Annotated in this window: 19 protein-coding genes; 14 read left to right on the forward strand and 5 right to left on the reverse strand. The window is 69.4% G+C overall.

Going from position 1 to position 20,690, the window contains the following annotated elements; translation table 11 throughout:
* The first annotated feature begins 71 nt into the window (after window positions 1-71).
* From ISU10_RS18185 to ISU10_RS18235, 11 genes are all read left to right on the forward strand, one after another.
* A complete protein-coding gene (locus ISU10_RS18185; RefSeq protein ID WP_194697846.1) occupies window positions 72-617 on the forward strand; it encodes a hypothetical protein in 546 nt (181 codons plus the stop codon).
* A complete protein-coding gene (locus ISU10_RS18190; RefSeq protein ID WP_194697847.1) occupies window positions 608-1,357 on the forward strand; it encodes an ABC transporter ATP-binding protein in 750 nt (249 codons plus the stop codon). Before ISU10_RS18185 ends, ISU10_RS18190 begins: the two co-directional genes overlap by 10 nt.
* Window positions 1,354-2,622, forward strand: a complete 1,269-nt coding sequence (locus ISU10_RS18195; RefSeq protein ID WP_194697848.1) for a hypothetical protein — start codon at window positions 1,354-1,356, stop codon at window positions 2,620-2,622. The genes ISU10_RS18190 and ISU10_RS18195 overlap by 4 nt, the downstream gene beginning before the upstream one ends.
* A complete protein-coding gene (locus ISU10_RS18200; protein WP_194697849.1) occupies window positions 2,619-3,224 on the forward strand; it encodes a hypothetical protein in 606 nt (201 codons plus the stop codon). The genes ISU10_RS18195 and ISU10_RS18200 overlap by 4 nt, the downstream gene beginning before the upstream one ends.
* 1 nt (window position 3,225) lies before the next feature.
* Window positions 3,226-3,582: a hypothetical protein gene (locus ISU10_RS18205; protein ID WP_194697850.1), complete on the forward strand. Its 357-nt coding sequence runs from the start codon at window positions 3,226-3,228 to the stop codon at window positions 3,580-3,582.
* Window positions 3,583-3,687: 105 nt separating this feature from the next.
* On the forward strand, window positions 3,688-4,176 hold the full coding sequence (locus tag ISU10_RS18210; protein ID WP_194697851.1) for a (2Fe-2S)-binding protein: 489 nt from the start codon (window positions 3,688-3,690) through the stop codon (window positions 4,174-4,176).
* Window positions 4,173-6,644 (forward strand): xanthine dehydrogenase family protein molybdopterin-binding subunit, encoded by a 2,472-nt coding sequence (locus tag ISU10_RS18215; RefSeq protein WP_194697852.1) that lies wholly within the window; start codon window positions 4,173-4,175, stop codon window positions 6,642-6,644. Before ISU10_RS18210 ends, ISU10_RS18215 begins: the two co-directional genes overlap by 4 nt.
* Complete coding sequence (locus ISU10_RS18220) at window positions 6,641-7,492, forward strand: FAD binding domain-containing protein (RefSeq protein WP_194697853.1); 852 nt, start codon at window positions 6,641-6,643, stop codon at window positions 7,490-7,492. Before ISU10_RS18215 ends, ISU10_RS18220 begins: the two co-directional genes overlap by 4 nt.
* Window positions 7,493-7,516: 24 nt before the next feature.
* Window positions 7,517-8,227 carry an SRPBCC family protein gene (locus tag ISU10_RS18225; RefSeq protein WP_194697854.1) on the forward strand — a complete coding sequence of 237 codons (711 nt, stop codon included), beginning with the start codon at window positions 7,517-7,519 and terminating at the stop codon, window positions 8,225-8,227.
* A gap of 78 nt (window positions 8,228-8,305) precedes the next feature.
* Window positions 8,306-10,063, forward strand: coding sequence for a DUF2207 domain-containing protein (locus ISU10_RS18230; RefSeq protein WP_194697855.1), 1,758 nt, complete (start codon window positions 8,306-8,308; stop codon window positions 10,061-10,063).
* Between the two features lie 52 nt (window positions 10,064-10,115).
* On the forward strand, window positions 10,116-10,676 hold the full coding sequence (locus ISU10_RS18235) for a LemA family protein (protein WP_194697856.1): 561 nt from the start codon (window positions 10,116-10,118) through the stop codon (window positions 10,674-10,676).
* A 235-nt stretch (window positions 10,677-10,911) separates the two neighbouring features.
* Here ISU10_RS18235 and ISU10_RS18240 read toward each other — a convergent pair whose 3' ends face one another.
* From ISU10_RS18240 to ISU10_RS18260, 5 genes are all read right to left on the reverse strand, one after another.
* Entirely contained in the window at window positions 10,912-11,181 is a 270-nt protein-coding gene (locus tag ISU10_RS18240) for a DUF167 domain-containing protein (RefSeq protein WP_194697857.1), read from the reverse strand.
* Window position 11,182: 1 nt separating this feature from the next.
* A complete protein-coding gene (locus ISU10_RS18245) occupies window positions 11,183-12,049 on the reverse strand; it encodes a bile acid:sodium symporter family protein (RefSeq protein WP_194697858.1) in 867 nt (288 codons plus the stop codon).
* Between the two features lie 39 nt (window positions 12,050-12,088).
* Complete coding sequence (locus ISU10_RS18250) at window positions 12,089-13,699, reverse strand: peroxidase family protein (RefSeq protein WP_194697859.1); 1,611 nt, start codon at window positions 13,697-13,699, stop codon at window positions 12,089-12,091.
* 138 nt (window positions 13,700-13,837) lie between these two features.
* Window positions 13,838-16,015 carry a M36 family metallopeptidase gene (locus ISU10_RS18255; RefSeq protein WP_194697860.1) on the reverse strand — a complete coding sequence of 726 codons (2,178 nt, stop codon included), beginning with the start codon at window positions 16,013-16,015 and terminating at the stop codon, window positions 13,838-13,840.
* A 123-nt stretch (window positions 16,016-16,138) separates the two neighbouring features.
* On the reverse strand, window positions 16,139-16,774 hold the full coding sequence (locus ISU10_RS18260; RefSeq protein WP_194697861.1) for an alpha-ketoglutarate-dependent dioxygenase AlkB: 636 nt from the start codon (window positions 16,772-16,774) through the stop codon (window positions 16,139-16,141).
* A 188-nt stretch (window positions 16,775-16,962) separates the two neighbouring features.
* On the opposite strand from ISU10_RS18260, the gene ISU10_RS18265 reads away from it, so the two are divergent.
* The 3 genes from ISU10_RS18265 to ISU10_RS18275 all read left to right on the forward strand — a co-directional run bounded on the left by ISU10_RS18265 (window position 16,963) and on the right by ISU10_RS18275 (window position 20,666).
* Window positions 16,963-17,310: a hypothetical protein gene (locus ISU10_RS18265; RefSeq protein WP_194697862.1), complete on the forward strand. Its 348-nt coding sequence runs from the start codon at window positions 16,963-16,965 to the stop codon at window positions 17,308-17,310.
* 65 nt (window positions 17,311-17,375) lie between these two features.
* On the forward strand, window positions 17,376-18,119 hold the full coding sequence (locus ISU10_RS18270) for an ABC transporter ATP-binding protein (RefSeq protein ID WP_194697863.1): 744 nt from the start codon (window positions 17,376-17,378) through the stop codon (window positions 18,117-18,119).
* A 9-nt stretch (window positions 18,120-18,128) separates the two neighbouring features.
* Entirely contained in the window at window positions 18,129-20,666 is a 2,538-nt protein-coding gene (locus ISU10_RS18275) for an ABC transporter permease (RefSeq protein WP_194697864.1), read from the forward strand.
* Window positions 20,667-20,690 lie beyond the last annotated feature (24 nt).

The following is a 20,690-nucleotide window of genomic DNA, read 5'->3' on the forward strand; positions in this document are numbered from 1 at the left end:
TCGACCCGTACCTTTCGTGATCCAGCCGCGTCAAAGGACGCGGGGATCGCAACCTCGGGAGGTCCCGTCTCGTGTTCAAGTCCCTGTCCAAGGTCGTCGTCGTGGCGGCCGTCCTCGTCGGCCTCACGGCGACCAGTGCCGTGGCCGCGGTGCTGACGGCGCGCTACGAAGGGCTCTACGCCTACGGCGACGACGGCACCGTCCTCGCGGAGATCGACCGGACCACCAACACCAACAACCTGGTGCAGAAGGACACGTCCTATGCGGCCGGCGACAACATGCGCATCCAGATCCCGTTTCGCGACAGCAAGCCGGCCAACGGCAAGTCCGTACACGCGTCAGTGGCCTGGAAGAAGAACGCACTCGACTGCGGCATCTCGGGCATCGAGGTGACCGCGACGGGTGGTGGCATCTCGACCAGCTGCTACGTCGACTGGCAGGGCGCCGGTGACTTCGAGTCCGACAACGTCAGCGGTGACGGTTGGTGGTTCGTGAGCCCACGCAAGTTCTGGAACGGGTCTGACGGCATGCTCCGCGGCGGCATCCACGTGTGCCAGGCCCAGTGGAACTCCGACCCGTGCTCCGGCAAGCGCTGGGTGACCACGTTTTGGGACTGACGCCCTCGACGCGGATCTGCGCGGTGGGGGTGTCCTGCACGCTGTCGCGGCGCACCATCCTCGACGACGTCTCGCTCGAGCTGGCGGCTCCGGTGACCGTGCTGCTCGGTGTCAACGGTGCGGGGAAGACCACGCTGTTCCGCGTCCTGGCGGGCATCGTGGCTCCCTCGCGCGGCACTGTCACGTTCACCTCGCCCGGTCGCCCGACCCGTCCCATCGCCGACCGCGACTACTCGGTCGGCTACCTCCCGCAGTCGCCGAGCCCCGTGCGCGGCCTGCGGGTGGGCGACTACCTCGAGTACTTCGCGTTCCTCAAGCACCTGCCCCGGCAGGCTGCCCGCGATCAGATCGGAGAGCTGCTTGCTGTCACGGGTCTCGAAGCCGAGCGCCGCACGCCGACCCGACGCCTGTCGGGCGGCATGATGCGCCGTCTCGCCTTGGCGGCGGCCGTCCTGGGCTCGCCGACGGTCGTGCTGCTCGATGAGCCGACCGCCGGTCTCGACCCCGAGCAGCGGATCAGGATGCGCGAGCTCGTGCGCGAGGTCGGCACCCGGGCACCCGTGCTGGTCAGCACCCATCTGGCCGAGGATGCCGCGCACGTCGGCGACCACCTGGTGGTGCTGCACGACGGGAGGGTCGTGCGCGACCAGCCCATGACCCACGCATGGGCAGGGTCGGGTCCGGACGCCGCGGCGGTCGAGCAGCTCTTCTTGGCGGCCGTGCGTCAGGACGACGCGTGAGGTCCCTCGCGTGCGTCTGCTTCCTGGCTGTTCGGTCCAGCCCGGCGTTGCTGGCCCTTCCCTGCCTGCTCGGCCTCGAGCTGGGCGTCGTCCTGCTGCAAGGCACGGACTGGACTGCCGAGTGGCGCTGGGCGATCGACTGGGCCGGTGCCGGCGTGTTCCTGGCCGCGCCGTTCGCCGCGGGCCTGGCCGCCTGGCAGTCGCAGGTCACGAGCCGCTCCATCGGGGAGGCGGTGCAGCCGCTCCGCTCACCGGGTCGGGTCTTCGCCTTCAACGCGGGTGGGGTGCTGGTGTGCGCAGCCGTCGGCCACCTGGTGGTGGTCGCGCTGGTCGTCGCCACCGTCTATCGCGCCGGCACCGGGGGCAGCCCCGACCTCGCACCGGTCCTCCTGCACTGGCTCTTCCTGGCTGCCGCGGTCGCCATCGGCTACGCGGCCGGACAGGTCGCCGAGACTCGGCTGCTGGCTCCCTGCCTGGCGCTGGTCGTGCTGTTCTGCGTCATCGAGGCCTCCAACGGCTCGCTGCCCACCTTGTGGGTCGAGGTGGCGGGCGCCACGGGGCCCTTGGCAGGCCTCGCCTACCGGCCCGAGGTCGTCGCGGCGCAGGCGGTGGTCTTCGTGTCCCTGCTGGTCATCGCGGCCAGCGTGAGCCGGGGCGTCGCCCGACCGCTGGTCCGCTGGGTGCCCGCGGGCGCAGGGGCGATCTCGCTCGTTCTCGCTGCCGGCTGGCTGTCTGCGACCGAGGCTTCGCGCTTCACCCAGGTGGCCGCCGGCGATGTCGCTCGTCAGTGCTTCGGGCAGGCGCCGGAGGTGTGCGTGATCGACGAGAGTGCCGCCGCAGGACCGGCCATCCAGCAGGCTCTCGCCGACCTGCACCACGCGGCGGGGTCGCGCGCCGAGCTACCCGCCACCTACGCCCAGGTCGTCAGTGGCCCGGCGCCCGCCGGCGCGCGAGCGTTCGTCCTCAGCCCGGGCGCGGTGGTCGACGGACGGGCGGTCCCCGATGTCCTGGTCACCTTCGTCCTCTGGAACCACGACTGCCTCAGCGGCGATCACGCGCCGCCGGGTCGTGCGATCGAACTGATCTCCGACCTGTCGGTCGTCCTGCTCTCGAGGCTCGATCCCGACCGGCCGGACCCGGACCGCTTGACCAGGTTGTTCGACCGGCTCCCTCCGGGCGAGCAGGATGCCTGGATCGCGGCCGCCTTGTCGGCGTCCGAGCGATGCGCCTTCGACGAGATCCCCGACTGGCTGGACCGCGCGTGAGGGGCTACGCCAGGTCCAGGCGGGCGTTCTCGACGTCCTGCGGACTCGTGGTCGCGATCGCGACCACGATCGCGGTGCACTCCGCCAACCTCAGGCTGTACTTCGACCCGCAGAGCTCGACGGTCCGCCTCGGCCTGCTGACGCCCGTGCTGTCGGTCATCGCGCTGCACCAGTCCTTGGGGCTGCCGCTGGGGGAGATGGAGGCGGTGTTCGGGCGGGAGCTACGTCGCCTCCGCGCCCTCCACGTCCTCGCGGCGCTCGCCGTCCTCGCCGTCGGGGCCCTGGTCTACGTCGCCGTGCACGGAGCGACCGACGCCGTCGGGCAGTCGGTCCGCAACACCGCCATCTTGGTGGGCCTGCTGCTGGCGACCTCGACGGTCACGGGTCCCGACGCGGCCTGGGTGGTGCCCGTCGGTGTGGTGCTGGCGACCTACGGGTTCGGCGTCGACTACGACGGGGGCCGTCCGCGCGGATGGGCCGTGCTGTTCCACGCTCCGGCTCCGCCCGACGTACTCGCCGGAGTCGGCTTCCTGGCGATAGCGGCGCTGCTCTTCGTCGTACGTGGACCCCGCGGCGCACGACTCGGCGATGGAGGGCAGTGACGTGAGCAGCACGGTGCACAGATCGGTCCTGGCACTCGGCGTGGTGATCGCCCTGGTGTGCGGCGGCCTGGCCGGCTGGACTCTCGCGCGACGTGACGGCGGTGCTCGGGCTCCTGGTCTCACGGCGTTCGACGCGGTGGTCGACTCGGTGGACCCAGACGGGCTGCACGCCTGCGTGAGCGCTCTGGACCCGGCTGCCCTCGAGCGGTTCGGGGGGTCCGTGTGCGGCCGGGTCTTCGGCGCTGCAGACGTCGAGGTCGCGCCGCTTAGACGCGTGCACGTCGAGTGGTTCAGCGTCGTGACCCGTGCCGACGACGAGAGCGTCGAGGCCCTCGTGCTCACGCCCCTGCATCGCTGACGCCTCGACCAACGGTTGACCAACCTGCCGGTCCTAGCGTGAGGGCCATCACGATCGCCGTACCCATCTGCTCCCCCGTGCGCGGGGGTGAGGAGGCGCAAAGACATGGCCAAGATCAGCCTGACGGTCGACGGGGAGAAGGTCTCCGACGAGGTCGAGCCGCGGATGCTGCTGGTGCACTACCTCCGCGAGAAGCTCGGGAGAACGGGCACGGTCGTGGGGTGCGACACCAGCAACTGCGGCGCCTGCACCGTCCACCTCAACGGCCGGTCGGTGAAGTCGTGCAACGTGCTGGCCGTGCAGGCCGATGGTGCTGAGGTCACCACCATCGAGGGACTGGCCGCCAACGGTCAGCTGCATGCCGTGCAGGAGGCCTTCCGCGAATGTCACGGCCTCCAGTGCGGCTTCTGCACGCCGGGCATGATCATGCAGTCGGTCGACCTCCTCAACGAGAATCCGCATCCCACCGAGGCCGAGGTGCGCTTCGGGCTCGAGGGCAACCTGTGCCGCTGCACCGGCTACCACAACATCGTGAAGTCCGTGCTCTACGCCGCCGAGCACGGATCTGCGCACAGTGAGGGGGCGCAGGCATGACCACTCTCGAACAGGCCCCTGCTGCCGGGCCCGAGACCGGCAAGGAGATCGGCAAGGACCGGCGCCGCAAGGAGGACCAGCGCCTCATCACCGGGCGCACCCGCTGGACCGACAACCTGTCGGTGCCCGGGATGCTGCACATGGCCATGGTGCGCAGCCCGCACGCCCATGCCCGCATCGTCAGCATCGACACGTCCGCGGCCAAGCAGGCCACCAACGTCTACGACGTCGTCACCGGCCACGACATCGCCGACAGCCAGGGTGTGCTGGCCAATGCCTGGCCCATCACCGAGGAGCAGAAGACCCCGACCCACCTGCCGATGGCGGTCGATCGCGTCACCTTCGCCGGCGAGGTCGTCGCAGCGGTCATCGCGCGCAGCGCGGCCGAGGCGCGCGACGCGGCCGAGCTCGTCGACGTCGAGTGGGAGGAGCTGCCCGCGGTCCTCGACATCAAGGAGGCCCTCAAGGACGAGGTCCTCGCCCACCCCGACCTGGGCACCAACAAGAGCGCTCTGTGGCAGTTCGACAGCGCCGCAGCGGGCACCGGCGGTGACGTCGACGAGGCGATCGCCAAGGCCCGCACCGACGGCATCGTCATCGAGCGCGAGCTGCTGCAGCAGCGGCTGATGCCAGCGTTCATGGAGCCGCGCTCCTACCTCGCCGACCCGACCGGCGAGCAGATCACGCTGTGGAGCTCGACCCAGATCCCCCACATCGTGCGCTTCCTGCTCGCGGCGACGACCGGAGTGCCCGAGTCCAAGATCCGCGTGATCGCGCCCGACGTGGGCGGTGGGTTCGGCGGCAAGCTGGCCGTCCAGCCCGAGGAGTGGATCACCTTCGCCGTGGCGCGTCGTCTCGGCAAGCCGGTGAAGTTCACCGAGACCCGCAGCGAGAGCCTGATGAGCAACCACCACGGACGCGCGCAGGTCCAGCACATCACCTTGGCGGCGGAGAAGGACGGCACCGTCACCGGGCTCAAGGTGCACCTCGACGCGGACCTCGGCTCCTACGTCGCGCTGCTCGGCGGCGGCACTCCAGTGCTCGGTGCCTTCATGTTCAACGGGATCTACAAGTTCCCGGCCTACCAGTTCAACTGCCAGACGGTGTTCACCAACCGACCGTGGACCGACGCCTATCGCGGTGCCGGCCGGCCGGAGGCGACGTACGCGATCGAACGCGTGATGGACGACCTCGCAGCTCACCTCGGTGTCGATCCGCTGGAGATCCGCGAGAAGAACTGGATCAAGAACACCGAGTTCCCGTTCACGAGCGTGGCCGGTCTGGTCTACGACACCGGCAACTACGAGGTCGCCACGGCCAAGGCCAAGGAGATGTTCGGGTACGACGCCTTGCGCGCCGAGCAGAAGGAGCGTCGCGCGCGTGGCGACAAGGTCCAGCTCGGGCTCGGCGTCTCGACCTTCACCGAGATGTGCGGCCTGGCGCCGAGCCGGATCCTCGGGGCTCTGCGCTACGGAGCGGGAGGCTGGGAGCACGCGACCGTGCGCATGCTCGCCACGGGCAAGGTCGAGGTCGTCATCGGCGTCAGCCCCCACGGGCAGGGCCACGAGACGGCGTTCAGCCAGATCGTGGCCGACCGGCTCGGCGTGCCGTTCGAGGACGTCGAGGTGCTCCACGGCGACACCCAGGTCTCTGCGCGTGGGCTCGACACCTACGGCTCCAGGTCGCTGGTGGTCGGTGGTGAGGCGGTTCTTCGCGCGGCCGACAAGGTGATCGAACGTGCTCGCGTGGTCGCCGCCCACCTGCTGGAGGCCAACCTCGACGACGTGACCTTCGACAGCGGCCGCTTCAGCGTCGCCGGCACCGACCAGGGCATGGGGATCACCGACGTCGCGCTCGCGACGTTCACCTCGCACAACTTCCCCGACGACGTCGAGACCAACATCGACGCCCAGGGCTCCTTCGACGCGGTGACGTTCAGCTTCCCCCACGGCACCCACCTGTGCGCCATGGAGGTCGACACCGAGACCGGCCGGGTCAAGATGCGCAAGTACGTCTGCGTCGACGACATCGGCACGGTCATCAACCCGCTGATCGCGCAGGGTCAGGTGCACGGCGGCGTCACGCAGGGCATCTCCCAGGCCCTGTTCGAGGAGGCGGTGTTCGACGACGCGGGGACGCTGGTGAGCGGCTCGTTCGTCGACTACCTGCTGCCGACGGCGCTCGACACCATCAGCTACGACGTCGCCCACTCGCCCAACCCGTCGACGACGAACTCGCTCGGCGCCAAGGGCGTCGGCGAGACCGGCACCATCGCGTCGACGCCCGCGGTCGTCAACGCCGTCGTCGACGCCGTACGCCACCTCGGGGTGACCGACATCGCGATGCCGATGACCCCGGAGCGGGTGTGGACCGCGCTGCGGGGCGACCCGGGCGGCGCGGACACCGTGGAGTCGGCCGAACCCCACTTCGAGGGCGGCAACCTCGAGTCTCCGGAGGAGGACCGATGATCCCCGCACAGTTCGACTACCTCGCGCCGACCTCGCTCGAGGAGGCCCTCGCGGCACTGGCCGAGTCCGACGACGCGAAGGTCATCGCGGGCGGGCAGAGCCTGCTGCCGGTGCTGCGCATGCGGCTCAACGCGCCGGAGCTGGTGATCGACATCGGCAAGATCGACGCCCTTCGCGGAGTCCGTGACGACGGCGACGCCTTGGTGATCGGTGCGCTGACCACTCACCACGAACTGCTCAACGACCCGCTCGTCGCCGAGCACGCGCTGCTGCTCACCAAGGCGGCTCACGAGCTCGCCGACCCACAGATCCGGCACCTCGGCACCTTCGGCGGCGCTCTCGTGCACGCCGACCCGGCGGGCGACCTCGGTGCGCCCGTGCTGGCGCTCGGGGCGGAGTTCGTGATCGCCGGCTCCGGCGGGACCCGCACGGTGGGAGCCGACGACTTCTTCGTCGACCTCTTCGAGACCGCGGTCGGCGAGGACGAGATCCTGACCGAGGTGCGGGTGCCCAAGCGCAGCGGCTGGGGTGCGCACTACGAGAAGTTCGTGCGGGTGGCCCACCAGTGGCCCATCGTCGCCGTGGCCGCGACGGTGCGCCTCGATGGCGGCTCGATCGCCGAGGCCAGGATCGGCCTGACCAACATGGGCTCGATCCCGCTGCGCGCGCGAGGGGTCGAGCAGGCCTTGGTGGGTGCGTCCCCGTCCGAGGACGGCGTGGCAGCGGCCGCCGAGAGGGCGGCCGAGGGGACCAGTCCGCCCTCGGATCTCAACGGCTCCTCGGAGTATCGTCAGCACTTGGCCAAGGTGCTGACGCGTCGCGCAGTCGCGGCAGCGGCACGCCACTAGGGCCACAGGCGTAGAAAGGTCAGCATGGAGCTCACCCATCGTTTCAGTGTCCCGGTCCCGGTCGAGGTGGCCTGGGCGCACTTCAACGACATCGCCTCGGTGGCCGAGTGCTTCCCCGGCGCGGCCGTGACCTCGGCCGACGGTGACTCCTTCGCGGGCTCGGTCAAGGTCAAGCTCGGGCCGATCGCCCTGGTCTACAACGGGTCCGGCACCTTCACCGAGAAGGACGAGTCGGCGCACCGGTTCGTGGTCGAGGCCAAGGGCAAGGACAAGCGCGGCAACGGCACGGCAGGCGCCGTGGTCACCTTGGAGATGACCGAGCAGACGACCGGTGCCGGGGTCTCCACCGACGTCGAGGTGCTCACCGACCTGGCGATCACCGGCAAGCCCGCCCAGTTCGGCCGCGGCGTGATGCAGGACGTCTCCGACAAGCTCCTGGGTCAGTTCATGGACTGCCTCGAGCAGCGGCTGACCGCTCCGGTCGAGGAGGACGTCGCGGCGCACGCGATGGTGACGGCTCCCGATGACGTCAGTGCTCACCTCATGCCGGCGACCGCCGAGGTGCCGGCACCCGCGCCGGCTCCAGCGCCCGCTCCTGCCGTCGTACCCAAGAGGGAAGAGGCGCTCGACCTGGGGGCCACCGTGCTCCCGGTCCTGCTGAAGTCCTACTGGAAGCAGGGCGTGGTTGCCCTGGTCCTCCTCGTGCTGCTGGTCTGGCTGATCGTCGCGCTCTGAGGCTCGCGCGGTGCGCGGTCTGGACCAGCGCTGGCGCGTCGGCTCGGTGGAGCGCGGGTGCGCCTTAGGCTGCCGAGCATGAGACGGGTCGTGGGGGTCGTCGTCTGGCTCGCCGTCGTAGTGGGCACCATGCTCTGGCCGGCCGTCTCCTACAACTGGACCTTCGCGCCGACGACGTACGAAGAGACCACGATCCGCAACTACGACGCCGACTTCACCGTCGACGCTGACGGTGATCTGCACGCCGTTGAGACGCTGACCGTCGACTTCCCGGGCTACGGCAAGCACGGCATCTTCCGGTTCTTCGACGAGGCCGACCAGAGCCAGACCAACGCGCGCCGCGTGCCACACGACTTCTCGGTCACCCTCGACGGGTCGCCGGAGCCCTATGAGGTCCTCGACGACAACAACGGCCGGATCACCAACCTCAAGATCGGTAGCGCCGACGTCCTCATCGACGCAGGCCTGCACACCTACGTCATCACGTACTCGATCGACGGCGTCCTCGAGAAGGGCACGACCGGACAGCGCACGCAGTTCTACTGGAACCTGATCCCGGGCGGCTGGCTGCAGGCGATCGACAACGCGCACCTGACCGTGCACCTGCCGACCGAGGCCAGCGGAGTGCAGTGTGCGCGCGGTTCCGGGCAGACCGGCGGGTGCACGGCGGAGGGCGACGGCACCGACACGCTCACGGTCGATGCCACCGACCTGCTCGCCAACACCCCGGTCACGGTGAAGGTCGGCCTGGACATGGCCACGCCCGAGCGAGGTACGACGGTGCCGTGGGCGGCGCGCTTCGACCCCGTGCTGGGGCGCAGTCCCACCAACGCGCTGATCGTGTTGCTGCTGGCCGCCGCGGCGGGCATGTTCGGGCTGTGGCAGGCCCGCAAGGTCAAGGAGAAGACCCCACCGTTCCCCCTGCAGTACGCCCCGCCGGACGGCGTGGGGCCGGCCCAGGCGGCGTACCTGCTGACCGAGCGCACCGGCAAGAAGGCGTTCGTGGCCTCGGTGATGCAGGCAGCCGCCAAGGGTGCGGTGACTCTCGAACGTCCCAGCGACAAGTCGTGGACGGTGACCGATACGCAAGGGCCGCAGGGCTGGGCCGGCCTGGACTCCGTCACCCAGCGGGTGGCGCGGCTGACCGGAGGGCCGGGCCTCGCGTTCACGGCCAGCTCGAGCAGCGTCAGCGCGGGCGAGAAGCTCAAGACCGAGCTGGCCGGGTTCGAGGCGGCGACGCGGTCGTGGGCCAAGGAGTCGGGCAACATGCAGAGCGCGGGGCTGGGCTGCCTGGGCGGGCTGTTCGTGATCGGCGGCGGCATCCTGGCGCTGGCCATCGCCGGCGGCAACCTGTTCGACATGGGCCTGATCGCGCTGATCCCCGCTGCCCTCGCGGCGGGCGCCGGGCCGGTCCTGGCCACGGGCGCCAACACCAAGCGCACGGCGCAGGGGCGCGAGCTGTGGTCGAAGGTGGGCGGCTTCAAGCGCGTGCTGTCGACCCCGTCGAGCCAGAGCAGGTTCGACTTCTCCGGCCGCCGGGAGCTCTACACCGCCTACATCCCGTGGGCGGTCGCCTTCGACTGCGCCGACGAGTGGGCGGCCAAGTACCGCGCCGAGACCGGCCAGGAGCCGCCCGTTCCGACGTACTTCCCGGGCTACACCGGTGACCACACCGGCAACTACACCGACCAGATGGTCAACAGCTTCTCCAACACCGTCGACGGAGCCATCTCGTCCTACCAGGCCACGCAGTCCTCGTCGTCCAGCGGCGGCGGCGGAGGGGGAGGGTTCTCAGGCGGTGGCGGTGGCGGCGGCGGGGGAGGTGGCTCCTGGTGAGCACAGCGTCCAGAATCAACCCGACCCATCAGTCAAGACAGGGGACTCACCCATGACCGCTCTCATCATCGTCGGCGTCGTCGTCGTCGCTTTGATCCTCTTCGGCGTCAGCGGGTTCAACAAGCTCCGTACGTCCGACGTCGGCGCCCAGGAGGCTCTCGGCGGCATCGACGTACAGCTCACCCGCCGCGCCGACCTGATCCCCAACCTGGTCGACACGGTCAAGGGGTACGCCGCCCACGAGCGGGAGGTCTTCGAGGAGATCACCAAGGCCCGGGCCAACGTCCAACAGGCCGCCGCCGGCAACGACGTACCTGCCAAGGCAGCTGCCGATGCCCAGCTGCAAGGTGCGCTGGTCCACCTCAATGCCGTCGCCGAGGCCTATCCCGACCTCAAGGCCAACGCGAACTTCCTCGACCTGCAACAGCAGCTCGCCGACACCGAGAACCAGATCTCCTTCGCCCGCCAGTACTACAACGACGCCGTCGCCAAGCTCAACACGCTCGTGAAGACCATCCCCTGGCTGTTCTTCACCGGCATGGCCGGCGTGCACGAGCGCGAGTTCTACGAGGCTCCCGCCGGGTCCACCGAGGTCCCCCGCGTCGAGTTCTGAGCAACAGGGTCGGCCCCAGCCGGCGAGCACGGCGGCATCGGCGCGGGAGGCGCGCAGCAGTGCCGTCAGGCTCGAGACGCGCACCATGTGCACGGCGGTCACCATGAGCACGCCCGCGTGCGTCAGGGCCGCCAACCTGGCCGAACAGCTCGAGGTCGGGAACGTAGTGGATGAACCGCCCCGCGCCGGCACCGAATGAAGATGCCATGACTCAAGAGTTCGTCACATCGACATCTCAAGGTCGCGTCGGCGACGCGAGGAGCCGGCGATAGGTGTCCGCCACGTCGTCGGGCACCTCGACCAGCTTCGTCCGGCTGGTCGCTCCGGCGACCAGCCGGACCTCTGCTGACCGGATGCCCAACGCCCCCGCCAGCGCCTTCAGTGCTGCCTCGGTGGCGCGGCCGTCCACCGCGCGTTCGCGCACCCGCACGACGAGGGCGCCGTCGTGGCTGCCGCCGATGGTGGTGACCTTGGCGCCCGGACGGACGCGGATGGCGACCCGCACCTCAGGCGGCGACCGGTGGCCGAACCCTGCGGGAGACCAACGACCCCCACGACGCGGCGAGCGGGAACATCACCAGCGAGTAGACCGCTGCCGGGACCGAGATGGTGACGGCTTCGAGCACCTCCAGTGCGATGAAGATGGCCAACGTGCCGTTGTGCACGCCGATCTCCATGGACGAGGCGATGGCCTGGCCCTCGACGACGCCGACGGCCAACGGGACGACGTACCCGACGACCAGGCTGATCGCGCAGAACGCCGTGGCGACGACACCGACATCCGCGAGGTAGCCGCCGACGTTCTCGCGCTCGTCGACGAGGATGCCGAGGACGAGGACGGCGAGCACGACGGCCGACAAGGCGCGGACGGGACGGTCCATCCGCGTGGCGAACCCGGTGGTGCGAGCGCGCACGAACATCCCGATCGCGACCGGCACCAGGATGATCGCGAAGACCTTGACCACCTCGCCGAACGGCACCGAGACGTCCTCGCCGCGGTCGTAGTAGGCGATCGCGAAGCCGGTCACGATCGGCAAGGTCACCACCGAGATCACGGAGTTGACCGCTGTCAGGGTGATGTTGAGCGCGACGTCGCCGCGGAACAGGTGGCTGAACAGGTTGGCCGTCGTGCCGCCCGGAGATGCGGCCAGCAGCATCATCCCGATGCCCAGCAGAGCCGGGAGGTCGGCGAGCACGACGAGTCCGAAGCAGACCAGCGGCAACAGCACGAGCTGGCAGCCGAGCGCGACGGCCACCGCCTTGGGTCGTTGCGCCACCCGCCGGAAGTCCTCGCCGCTGAGGCCGAGCCCCAGACCGAACATGACGATCGCCAACGCGATCGGCAGGCCGATGGTGGTCAGTGACGACTCCATGGCGGCAGGCTAGTGCCCCGCGGGGCACCGGTGTGCCGGTCAGGCGCCGCCCAGCGGGTTGAGGCCCTTGGCGTCGCCGAAGGCATGCAGCAGCAGGTCGGTCATCTCGAAGGTGTTGCCGCGCCCGAGGGAGGGCGCGAAGTTCGTGTTGCGCACGATCGAGAAGTTGCTGCCCTCCATGGCGCGGTGGAAGGTCTCGGCGACGATGCGCGCGCCGACCCCGGTGAGCACCCCGTCGTTGAGCTCGGCCTCGCGCAGGACGTAGAACCACAGCGGTGCCTTGGTGGTCAGGGCGTCCTGCTGCGTCGCGGTCAGGCCGGCGAGAGCGGCGCCGCCGTTGCCGTCGAGCAGCTGTGCCTTGGTCAGCGCCGTGATGGGGACGCCCTTGTTGTTCAGCTTGGTCACCATCTGGGGCCCGGTGGCGAGCTTGACCATCCTGGCCCGGGTCAGGTTGCGGAAGGCCAGGTTGGCACGCGGGTCGTTGAACGGGATGTTGGCCGGCCCGTTGAACGTCCCCGGCGGCAGGTTGCGCAGCGGGTCGGTGAGCAAGGTGTCGATCCGCTTGGCCTGGTTGACCTTCGCGACGCCGCCGGGTGGGGTGAGCTCGGGGTGGCCGCCTGCGGCGAAGTCGTACATCCGCCGCCAGTCGGCCAGCCAGTTGCTGAGCAGTCGCAGCTGGCCACCCAAAGTGCCCCCGAGCCCCGAGAAGTCGAACATGTAGAACAGCGATCCGCCGGTGCCGGGGAAGCGCCGGTTCCAGTTGTAGGAGTCGCGGATCATGCTGTGCCCCAGCCGGAACGCGGCCACCGAGAACTCCAGCGGCATGGTCGGTACGGCGGTGGGCTCGGCGTCCGGCTCGACCAGCTTGCGGCCGTTGGTGAAGACGTCGTCGAGGACCGCGGGCTCAACGATGCGCGGCAGGTAGTCGTGGCGCAGCAGCCACTGGTAGTGCATGGTCACCAGCTTGCGAGCCTTGCGGAACCGCTGGGCGAGCGGCGTCGAGGCGAGGTCGTCGACGACCTTGTTGTGGAACCGGATCATCGCCATATGGGTCTGGGCGACGATCAGGTTCTCGTCGTTGCGGGGATCCGGGATCAGCGCGGTCCTCGCTCCCGCCACTCGCGGCAGGTCGTGCTTCTTCTTCGAGGCATCGGGTCCGATCTTGATCGTGTCGCCGACCTTGAGGTGGAGTCCGTCGTCCTCGTAGAACCTGGCCGAGGCCGGGTTGGCCGGCCCCACGCCATACAACGAGTCGAGGTCGAGCCGGGGCGAGCGGCCCTGCACCAGCTGGGCTGGTGTGACGTCCTCGCCGAGCTCCACGTCGGTGCGGTCGAAGGTCAGGTCGTGGTCGACGAACTGCCCCAGGTAGGTGTACCCCGCCGGGATGTCGCCCTGGCCACCACCGCCTTGGACCATCGCGATCGCCAGCTTCTTGGTCAGAGCCGGACCCAGCGGCTCGCCCTTGGGCCCGATGCGCGAGAACCTGAACGGCGGCGGCTCGCTGGCCGCGAGCGCTCGCGGCGCCGGAGCCGTCGGGTCGACCGACTCGGTGACCGGGTCGGGTACGTCCCCGTGCCGCCCTCCGAGCTGGGTGCCGACGATTCCCTCGCCCACGACGAAGAAGGATTCCTGACCGTGGTGTTGGGGCATGATCGACGCTAACCCGAGGTCAAGAGATCCCTCATAGTCCGTTCGGGCCATTCGGGCCTCGGCCACGCCGAGGTCGCCAGGTCGACGACGAAGGGCCCGGAGGTCATCGACCTCCGGGCCCTTCGTTGTTGAGATTTTCTAGTTCTGGCAGGCCGCCGGAAGGTCGAAGGACTCGACCGTCGTAGCAGTCTTGCCGTTGGCCACGCCGTGAGCACCGACACCGACGCCGTACTCGGCGAAGGCGTCCCAGACCATGCAGGAACGGTCGTCGTTGCCCGAGGCAGCCAGCCCGGTGAGGATGCCGTCACGCATCTCCTCGAACGTGGGCTCGCGCGGCGTGTAGTTCATGCCGTCGACCAGGTCGGCCAGCAGCACGCTCTTGTCGATGCCCGCGCCCTGGTAGTGCTGCAGCATGCGCCAGCCGATCGCGGCGTACACCTCACCGTCGAGGTGCACCTCCTCGCCGACGATGTCACCGTAGGTGCGGTTGTAGACGTCGTACGGCGCCGTGCGGATGCCGAGCGGGTCGCTCGAGGAGTACTCGCCGACGACGTCGTCCTCGTTGGCGATGAGGGACAGCACGTCGCCCATGCCCTCGCCGATCGCGCCGGCCATCGGGCCGCTCATCTTGCCGATCATCCGCCAGGTCAGACCGTGGCCGTACTCGTGCCAGACGATGTCGGAGTCGACGTCGCCGTCACGCTGCAGCGGCGGCTCGTCGGCCAGCTTGATCGTCGTGCTCGTGCCGGCGGCTGCCTTGATGGCGGTGCCGTCTGACTGGGACACCATCACGGCCGGGATCGTCACGCTGCTGTCGGCGCCACCCATGGTGAACGGTGCGCCCGCGTTGTTGTTGGCGATGACGATGCCGGCAGCGCCTGCGGCCTGGGCGTTCTTGGCCTTGGCGGTGAAGTTGCAGGTGCCCCGGTCGGCCACGACGAGCTGGCCCGTGTAGTCGCCCACGAGAGCCTCGCAGGCGTCGCTTGCGGGAGCCGTGCCGTCAGCAGCCACCGCAAGGACTCCGGTGACGCCCGTCTGGTCGAGGACCGCACCCCACGCGGCACCCTGGGCCAGGTAGGTGATGTCGCCGCCGGTCGCATGCACGACGACGTTGTGGGTGCCCAGACCGGTCCAGAGGTACATCTGCATCCGCGGGTTCACACCGTCGGGCGGGGTGGCGAAGTTGGCGTTGTCGGTGCCGCCGCCGTCTTGTGCCTCGGCGTCGACCGAGTCGCTGCCGCCGTTCTTGATCGCGAAGTTCTTCTCCTGGAAGTTGCCCGCGGCCTCGACGAAACCTGCGTCGTAGAGGGTGTCGTGGATGACGTTGTTGAGGTAGAAGAGGTTCTGGACGGCCACCTCACGGTTGTCTGCCGTCGTCGGCGAGGCGCCCAGGTCGGCCGCGGTCAGGAAGTTTCCGCCGGAGACCACGTCACCGCCCGCGTCGGGCTTGTTGTCCGGCACGGAGTCGAGGTAGGCGTGGGCGTTGTTGCCCTCGATGTTGGTCGACTTCTGAACCTGGGAGAACAACCAGCCGCCGGGCGACTGCGCGTTGCCGTTGCCGGGCCCGTTGACCACGGCCTGTGGCGTCTTGTCGGGGTCCTCGGTGAACACGTTGTAGGAGTCGTTGGCCGAGCGCAGCTCGTGGGAGATGACCGCACCGTCTCCACCGACGAGGCTGGAGTAGTACTTGTTGCTCTTCGCGTCCCAGGTGTCGACCTGGTAGCCGACGGCGAGGCCGTTGGACGTCGGCACGGCGACCCGCTCGACGCGGGGACCGACGTAGAACCTCGAGCCCTTCGCATACGTCGTGACGTTGCCCGCCTGGCTGGTCTGGCGAGTGTTGACCGCGCGCGAGGGGTAGAGGCTCTTGCTGGCGGCGCGCAGCGCGGCTGCCGACCCGACGCGAGCGGCGCGGGTGCTGCCGACCTTGACGGTGAAGTCGACCAGGTTGATCAGCTCGCCCTTGCGGTTGAAGGACGCCTTCGCCTCGCCGCCGTAGACGCGCAGGCCGCTGACCCGCTGCTCGAGGCGCAGGTGCGTCACTCCGCGGTAGGTCCACGACGAGCCCGAGGCGCGCAGCGAGTCGAGGGTCGCAGCGCTTGCGCCGCGGGACTTCAAGAAGTTCTGGACGGTCGCCAGGTGCGACTTGCCAGCGGGCTGGAGAGCCTTGAGACCGTTGCCGATGGAGCTCTTGCCCCCTCTGGGTGCGGCCGGTGCGGCTTGGATGGTCGCCGCGATGAGCGAGGCGGTGGCCAGCGTGGCGATCAGCCCGCCGACCAGAGTCTTGCGCCGTCTCGAGGTATGCCTGTGCTGCATCTGTCCTCCGAGGTGAGTGGTCGTAGCCGTGCCTGGCCCCCAGGCACAACAGGACAACGTATGCCTGGAAGTCGCGTCTGGGTAGACCGCTAGGGGTAAAGCCTGGCGATGGCGGGAAATCCTTCAGAACACGTTGAGCGGCCGGAACTGCACCGAGATGCGGGGTCCGGCGTGGGCGACCTTGGGGACGGCGTGCTCCCACGTGCGCTGGCAGGACCCGCCCATGACGAGGAGGTCGCCGTGTCCCATCTCGAAGGAGGTCGACTCGCCGCCGCCCCTGGGCCGCAGCGCCAGCCGCCGCGGGTCGCCGAAGGAGACGATGGCGACCATCGTGTCGAGGTGCTTGCCGCGGCCGATCGTGTCGCCGTGCCAGGCGACGGAGTCGCGCCCGTCACGATAGAAGCAGCAGCCAGCGCTGACGAACGGCTCGCCGAGCTCGGGCAGGTAGTGGGCCGACAGGGCGTCGCGTGCAGTGGTGAGCAGCGGATGGGGGAGGTCCTCGCCGAGCACGTAGGTGTGCACCAGGCGCGGGACGTCGACGATGCGGTCGTACATCGGGCGGCGCTCGGCGCGCCAGGGCACGTCGGCGACCAGCCGCTCGAGCACGTCGTCGGCGCCCATCACGAAGTTGCGGAGCACGTCGACCCAGGCGCCCCGCGTCAGGCGGATGCGCTCGGCAACGTCGAGGGACCGGACGCCGGGACCGTCGCTGACGGCGGTGGTCACTGCTCGGTCGAACAGGCTGCTCTGGAAGTCCATGCCCGCATCGTACGCCAGGATCGAACAGATGTTCGAGTCCCCTGGTCCGATCAGATCATGGACGCCCGGCGGGGTGGATGCCAGCCTGGGAGATCGGAAACGAGCACGGACCGAGCACGGGACGAGCACGGGATGAGCGCTGGGATGAGCGCTGGGATGAGCGCTGGGACGAGCGCTGGGAGGGCGCGATGGAGATCGATTTGAGGCCCCCGGCCGGCGGTTGCGCGATGGCGTTCGTCGCCGTCGCGACGGTAGGCGTCTACCCCTTGATCCGGATGCGCGTCGAGCGACGCTACGTCCACGAGATGGACGACGCGGGCTTCGTGACCCGTGCTGGCACCCGCGTCGCGTGGAGCGCGATCACCCGCGTCCGCCACATCTCCCGAGAGATGGACGGGCGGGTGATGTCGGAGGAGTACGAGATCAGGTCCCCGCAGGGGCGTAGCTGCCTTCCCATCTCCCGCATCGGCAACGTGCGCGAGGTCCTCGACTACTTCATCCAGCGCGTGCCGCCGGAGGCGTGGGTCACCGGCTGAGGTTCGGGGTCTGTTCGGGGGAGAACCCGGTGGCGAGAGTTGGCCGACGTTGCCAGTCTTGCGCCGTGACCAACGCAGCGGCACGGGTGATCGGCCTGACCAAGACCTACGGCTCGGGGGAGGCTCGCATCGTCGCGCTCGACGACGTGACGCTCGATCTCGCAGAGCGGGAGTTCACGGCGGTGATGGGCCCGAGCGGCTCGGGCAAGTCGACCTTGATGCACTGCTGCGCGGCTCTCGACACCGCTGACAAGGGCTCGGTCTTCATCGGCGACGAGGACCTCACCCAGCTCAAGGACAAGGCACTGACGAGGCTGCGCCGCGACCAGATCGGCTTCGTGTTCCAGTCCTACAACCTGGTCCCGACCCTGACCGCGCAGGAGAACATCGTGCTGCCGTTGGCGATCGCGGGTCGCAAGCCTGACCCCGACTGGTACGACGCGGTGATCGCGACCGTGGGTCTGGGCGACCGGCTGTCGCACAAGCCCAACGAGCTCAGCGGTGGCCAGCAGCAACGCGTCGCCGTCGCTCGTGCCCTGGTCAGCCGGCCGCGCATCGTCTTCGCCGACGAGCCGACCGGCAACCTCGACTCCAGGTCGGGTGCCGAGGTGCTCGACCTCCTGCGTTCCAGCGTGAGCGACCACGGCCAGACCGTCGTGATGGTGACCCACGACCCGGTGGCCGCGTCGCACACCGACCGCGTCGTGTTCCTCGCCGACGGCAGGATCGTCGAGGAGATGCGAGACCCGGACCGCGACGGAGTGCTGGAGATCATGACCCGGATGACCGCTGCCACCGAGGGCAGCTGAGCGACCGTCATGTTGAAGGCGACCATCAAGAGCCTGCTCGGCCGCAAGCTGCGGCTGCTGATGAGCACGTTCGCGATCGTGCTCGGCGTCGCGTTCGTCGGCGGCTCGCTGATCTTCTCCGACACCCTCGGCCGTAGCTTCACGGCGCTGTTCGCCTCGACGGTCGGCGATGTCGTCGTCCGCCCGGCCGACGGCAACACCAACGGCGGGCCTTCGACGGTGGCGATCCCGGCCTCGGTCGTCGATGACCTCGAGGACACCCCGGGTGCCGCACGGGTGGACGGCCACGTCACCGCCATCGGCGTCTACGTCGTGGACAAGGACAACAAGGTGGTCGGCGGTCAAGGGCCGCCCGCGATCGGCGGCAACTACTCGGACGCCCCTGCCGGACACGGCCTGCCCGGTCTGACGTTGGTGGAGGGACGGGCACCCGAGGGCCCGGACGAGGTGGTCTTCGACGCCAAGACCGCCCAGCGCTCGGGCTACTTCATCGGCGAGAAGGTGCACATCGTCACCGCCTCCGACCAGGCGCTGATCACGCCCACGCTCGTCGGCATCCTGGGCTTCCCCGAGGGCGGCTCGCTCAACGGCGCGACCTTCGCCGCCTTCGACACCCCGAGGGCTCAGCAGCTGTTCCTCGACGGCAAGGACGCCTACACCGACATCTGGGTGACCGCCGACGACGGCGTCAGCCAAGACGAGCTGCGCGGCGCCGTCGCCGAGCGACTGCCGGCGGACCTCGAGGCGGTCACCGGAGACAAGGCCGCCGACGACGCCGCGACCGACCTGCTGGAGGCGATCAGCTTCCTGCGCACCTTCTTGCTGATCTTCGCCGCGATCTCACTGGTCGTGGGCGCCTTCTTGATCGTCAACACGTTCTCGATCCTGGTCGCGCAGCGCAGCCGTGAGCTCGCCCTCCTGCGCGCGCTGGGTGCGTCCAAGCGACAGGTCACGCGGTCGGTGTTGGTCGAGGCCCTGCTCGTCGGCCTGGTCGGCTCCACCCTCGGACTCGGCCTGGGCGTCCTTCTGGCCATGGGCATCCGGGCCCTCTTCGCCAACTTCGGGCTCGACCTGACCGGCCAGCCGCTCGTCTTCGGGCCCCGCACGATCCTGGCCTGCTACGTCGTCGGCGTGCTCGTCACGATGGCGGCCGCGTGGCTGCCGGCCAGGCGCACGGCCCGGATCGCTCCCGTGCAGGCCCTGCGCGACGACATCGCCCTCCCGGAGACCTCGATCCACCGGCGCCTGCTCCTGGGTGTAGTCGGCATCCTCGTAGGCGCAGCAGCGATGGCGGCCGGGCTGTTCACCGACGTACCTCGCGGCGGCTACGTCCTGGGCCTGGGCACCCTGCTGGTACTGCTCGGGGTCACGGCGGTCAGCCCGGTGATCAGCAGGCCCTTCCTGGGCGCCGTCCAGGCGGCGTACCGCCGAGTCTTCGGCACCGTCGGCAACCTGGCCGGACAGAACGCGCTGCGCAACCCGCGTCGTACGACGGCCACGGCCTCCGCACTGATGATCGGGCTCGCGCTGGCCGGCACGATGGCCATCCTCGGCGACTCCGCCAAGGCCAGCGTCGACCAGGCGATCGAGGAGAACTTCGTCGGCGACTACGTGGTCAGCAGTGTGTTCGGGGAGCCGTTCTCACCGAGCATCGCCACGGAGATGGCGCAGGTCGACGGTGTGGACCGCGTGGTGCGACAACGCTGGGCGCAGGCCGAGCGCGACGGCGACTTCTTCGGGATCGCCGCCATCGAGCCGGCCGATGCGGAGTTCCTGGGCATCCGGATCCTCGACGGCAAGCTGTCGGACTTCAAGGACGGCAGCGTGCTGGTCGACGAGAAGTGGGCGGGCGACGAGGGACTCGAGGTCGGCGACACCTACACCGTCGACAAGACGCCGAAGGGCAGACTGACGCTCACGGTCGCCGGCATCTACGCCGACAACCCGGTCATCTTCTTCGACACCGTGACGACCATGCAGACGCTGAAGGACCAGGGCTACCCCGGCTCCGACAACGCGCTGGTCATCGATGCCGGACCTGACACCGTCGGCCTGAAGAACCGGCTCGGCGCCGTCGTCGCGGACCTGCCGATCGTCACGGTCAAGGACCAGGCGGAGTTCGCCGACGAGCAGCGCGCGCCGATCGACCAGCTGGTACTGATGATCTTCGCGCTGCTGGGGCTGGCACTGGTGATCGCCGTGCTGGGCATCGTCAACACCCTGGCGCTGTCGGTCATCGAGCGAACCCGTGAGGTCGGACTGCTGCGGGCCATCGGCCTGAGTCGCCGCCAGCTACGTCTGATGATCACCTTGGAGTCCGTCGTGATCGCCGTGCTCGGTGCCCTCCTGGGCGTCGTGCTCGGCATCTGCTTCGGCATCGCGATGATGTACGCCGTCCGCGACGAAGGGCTCGAGGTCATCAGCCTGCCGTGGGGTCAGCTGGGCGTCTTCTTGGCGGCCTCGGTCGTCGTCGGCGTGCTCGCCGCGGTCTTCCCGGCCAGGCGTGCGGGCCGCCTGGACGTCCTGCGAGCGATTGCGACCGAATGACCAAGGGAATAGTCCAAGTGGACT

Source organism: Nocardioides agariphilus, assembly GCF_015352445.1.
Taxonomy (GTDB): domain Bacteria; phylum Actinomycetota; class Actinomycetes; order Propionibacteriales; family Nocardioidaceae; genus Nocardioides; species Nocardioides agariphilus.

What these genes read in the sequence shown, in the direction of transcription:
- ISU10_RS18255 (WP_194697860.1), bottom strand. Translation starts at nt 16,015, where the DNA reads ATGCAGCACAGGCATACCTCGAGACGGCGCAAGACTCTGGTCGGCGGG.
- ISU10_RS18275 (WP_194697864.1), top strand. Translation starts at nt 18,129, where the DNA reads ATGTTGAAGGCGACCATCAAGAGCCTGCTCGGCCGCAAGCTGCGGCTG.
- ISU10_RS18210 (WP_194697851.1), top strand. Translation starts at nt 3,688, where the DNA reads ATGGCCAAGATCAGCCTGACGGTCGACGGGGAGAAGGTCTCCGACGAG.
- ISU10_RS18260 (WP_194697861.1), bottom strand. Translation starts at nt 16,774, where the DNA reads ATGGACTTCCAGAGCAGCCTGTTCGACCGAGCAGTGACCACCGCCGTC.
- ISU10_RS18215 (WP_194697852.1), top strand. Translation starts at nt 4,173, where the DNA reads ATGACCACTCTCGAACAGGCCCCTGCTGCCGGGCCCGAGACCGGCAAG.
- ISU10_RS18220 (WP_194697853.1), top strand. Translation starts at nt 6,641, where the DNA reads ATGATCCCCGCACAGTTCGACTACCTCGCGCCGACCTCGCTCGAGGAG.
- ISU10_RS18245 (WP_194697858.1), bottom strand. Translation starts at nt 12,049, where the DNA reads ATGGAGTCGTCACTGACCACCATCGGCCTGCCGATCGCGTTGGCGATC.
- ISU10_RS18230 (WP_194697855.1), top strand. Translation starts at nt 8,306, where the DNA reads ATGAGACGGGTCGTGGGGGTCGTCGTCTGGCTCGCCGTCGTAGTGGGC.
- ISU10_RS18250 (WP_194697859.1), bottom strand. Translation starts at nt 13,699, where the DNA reads ATGCCCCAACACCACGGTCAGGAATCCTTCTTCGTCGTGGGCGAGGGA.
- ISU10_RS18265 (WP_194697862.1), top strand. Translation starts at nt 16,963, where the DNA reads ATGGAGATCGATTTGAGGCCCCCGGCCGGCGGTTGCGCGATGGCGTTC.
- ISU10_RS18235 (WP_194697856.1), top strand. Translation starts at nt 10,116, where the DNA reads ATGACCGCTCTCATCATCGTCGGCGTCGTCGTCGTCGCTTTGATCCTC.
- ISU10_RS18225 (WP_194697854.1), top strand. Translation starts at nt 7,517, where the DNA reads ATGGAGCTCACCCATCGTTTCAGTGTCCCGGTCCCGGTCGAGGTGGCC.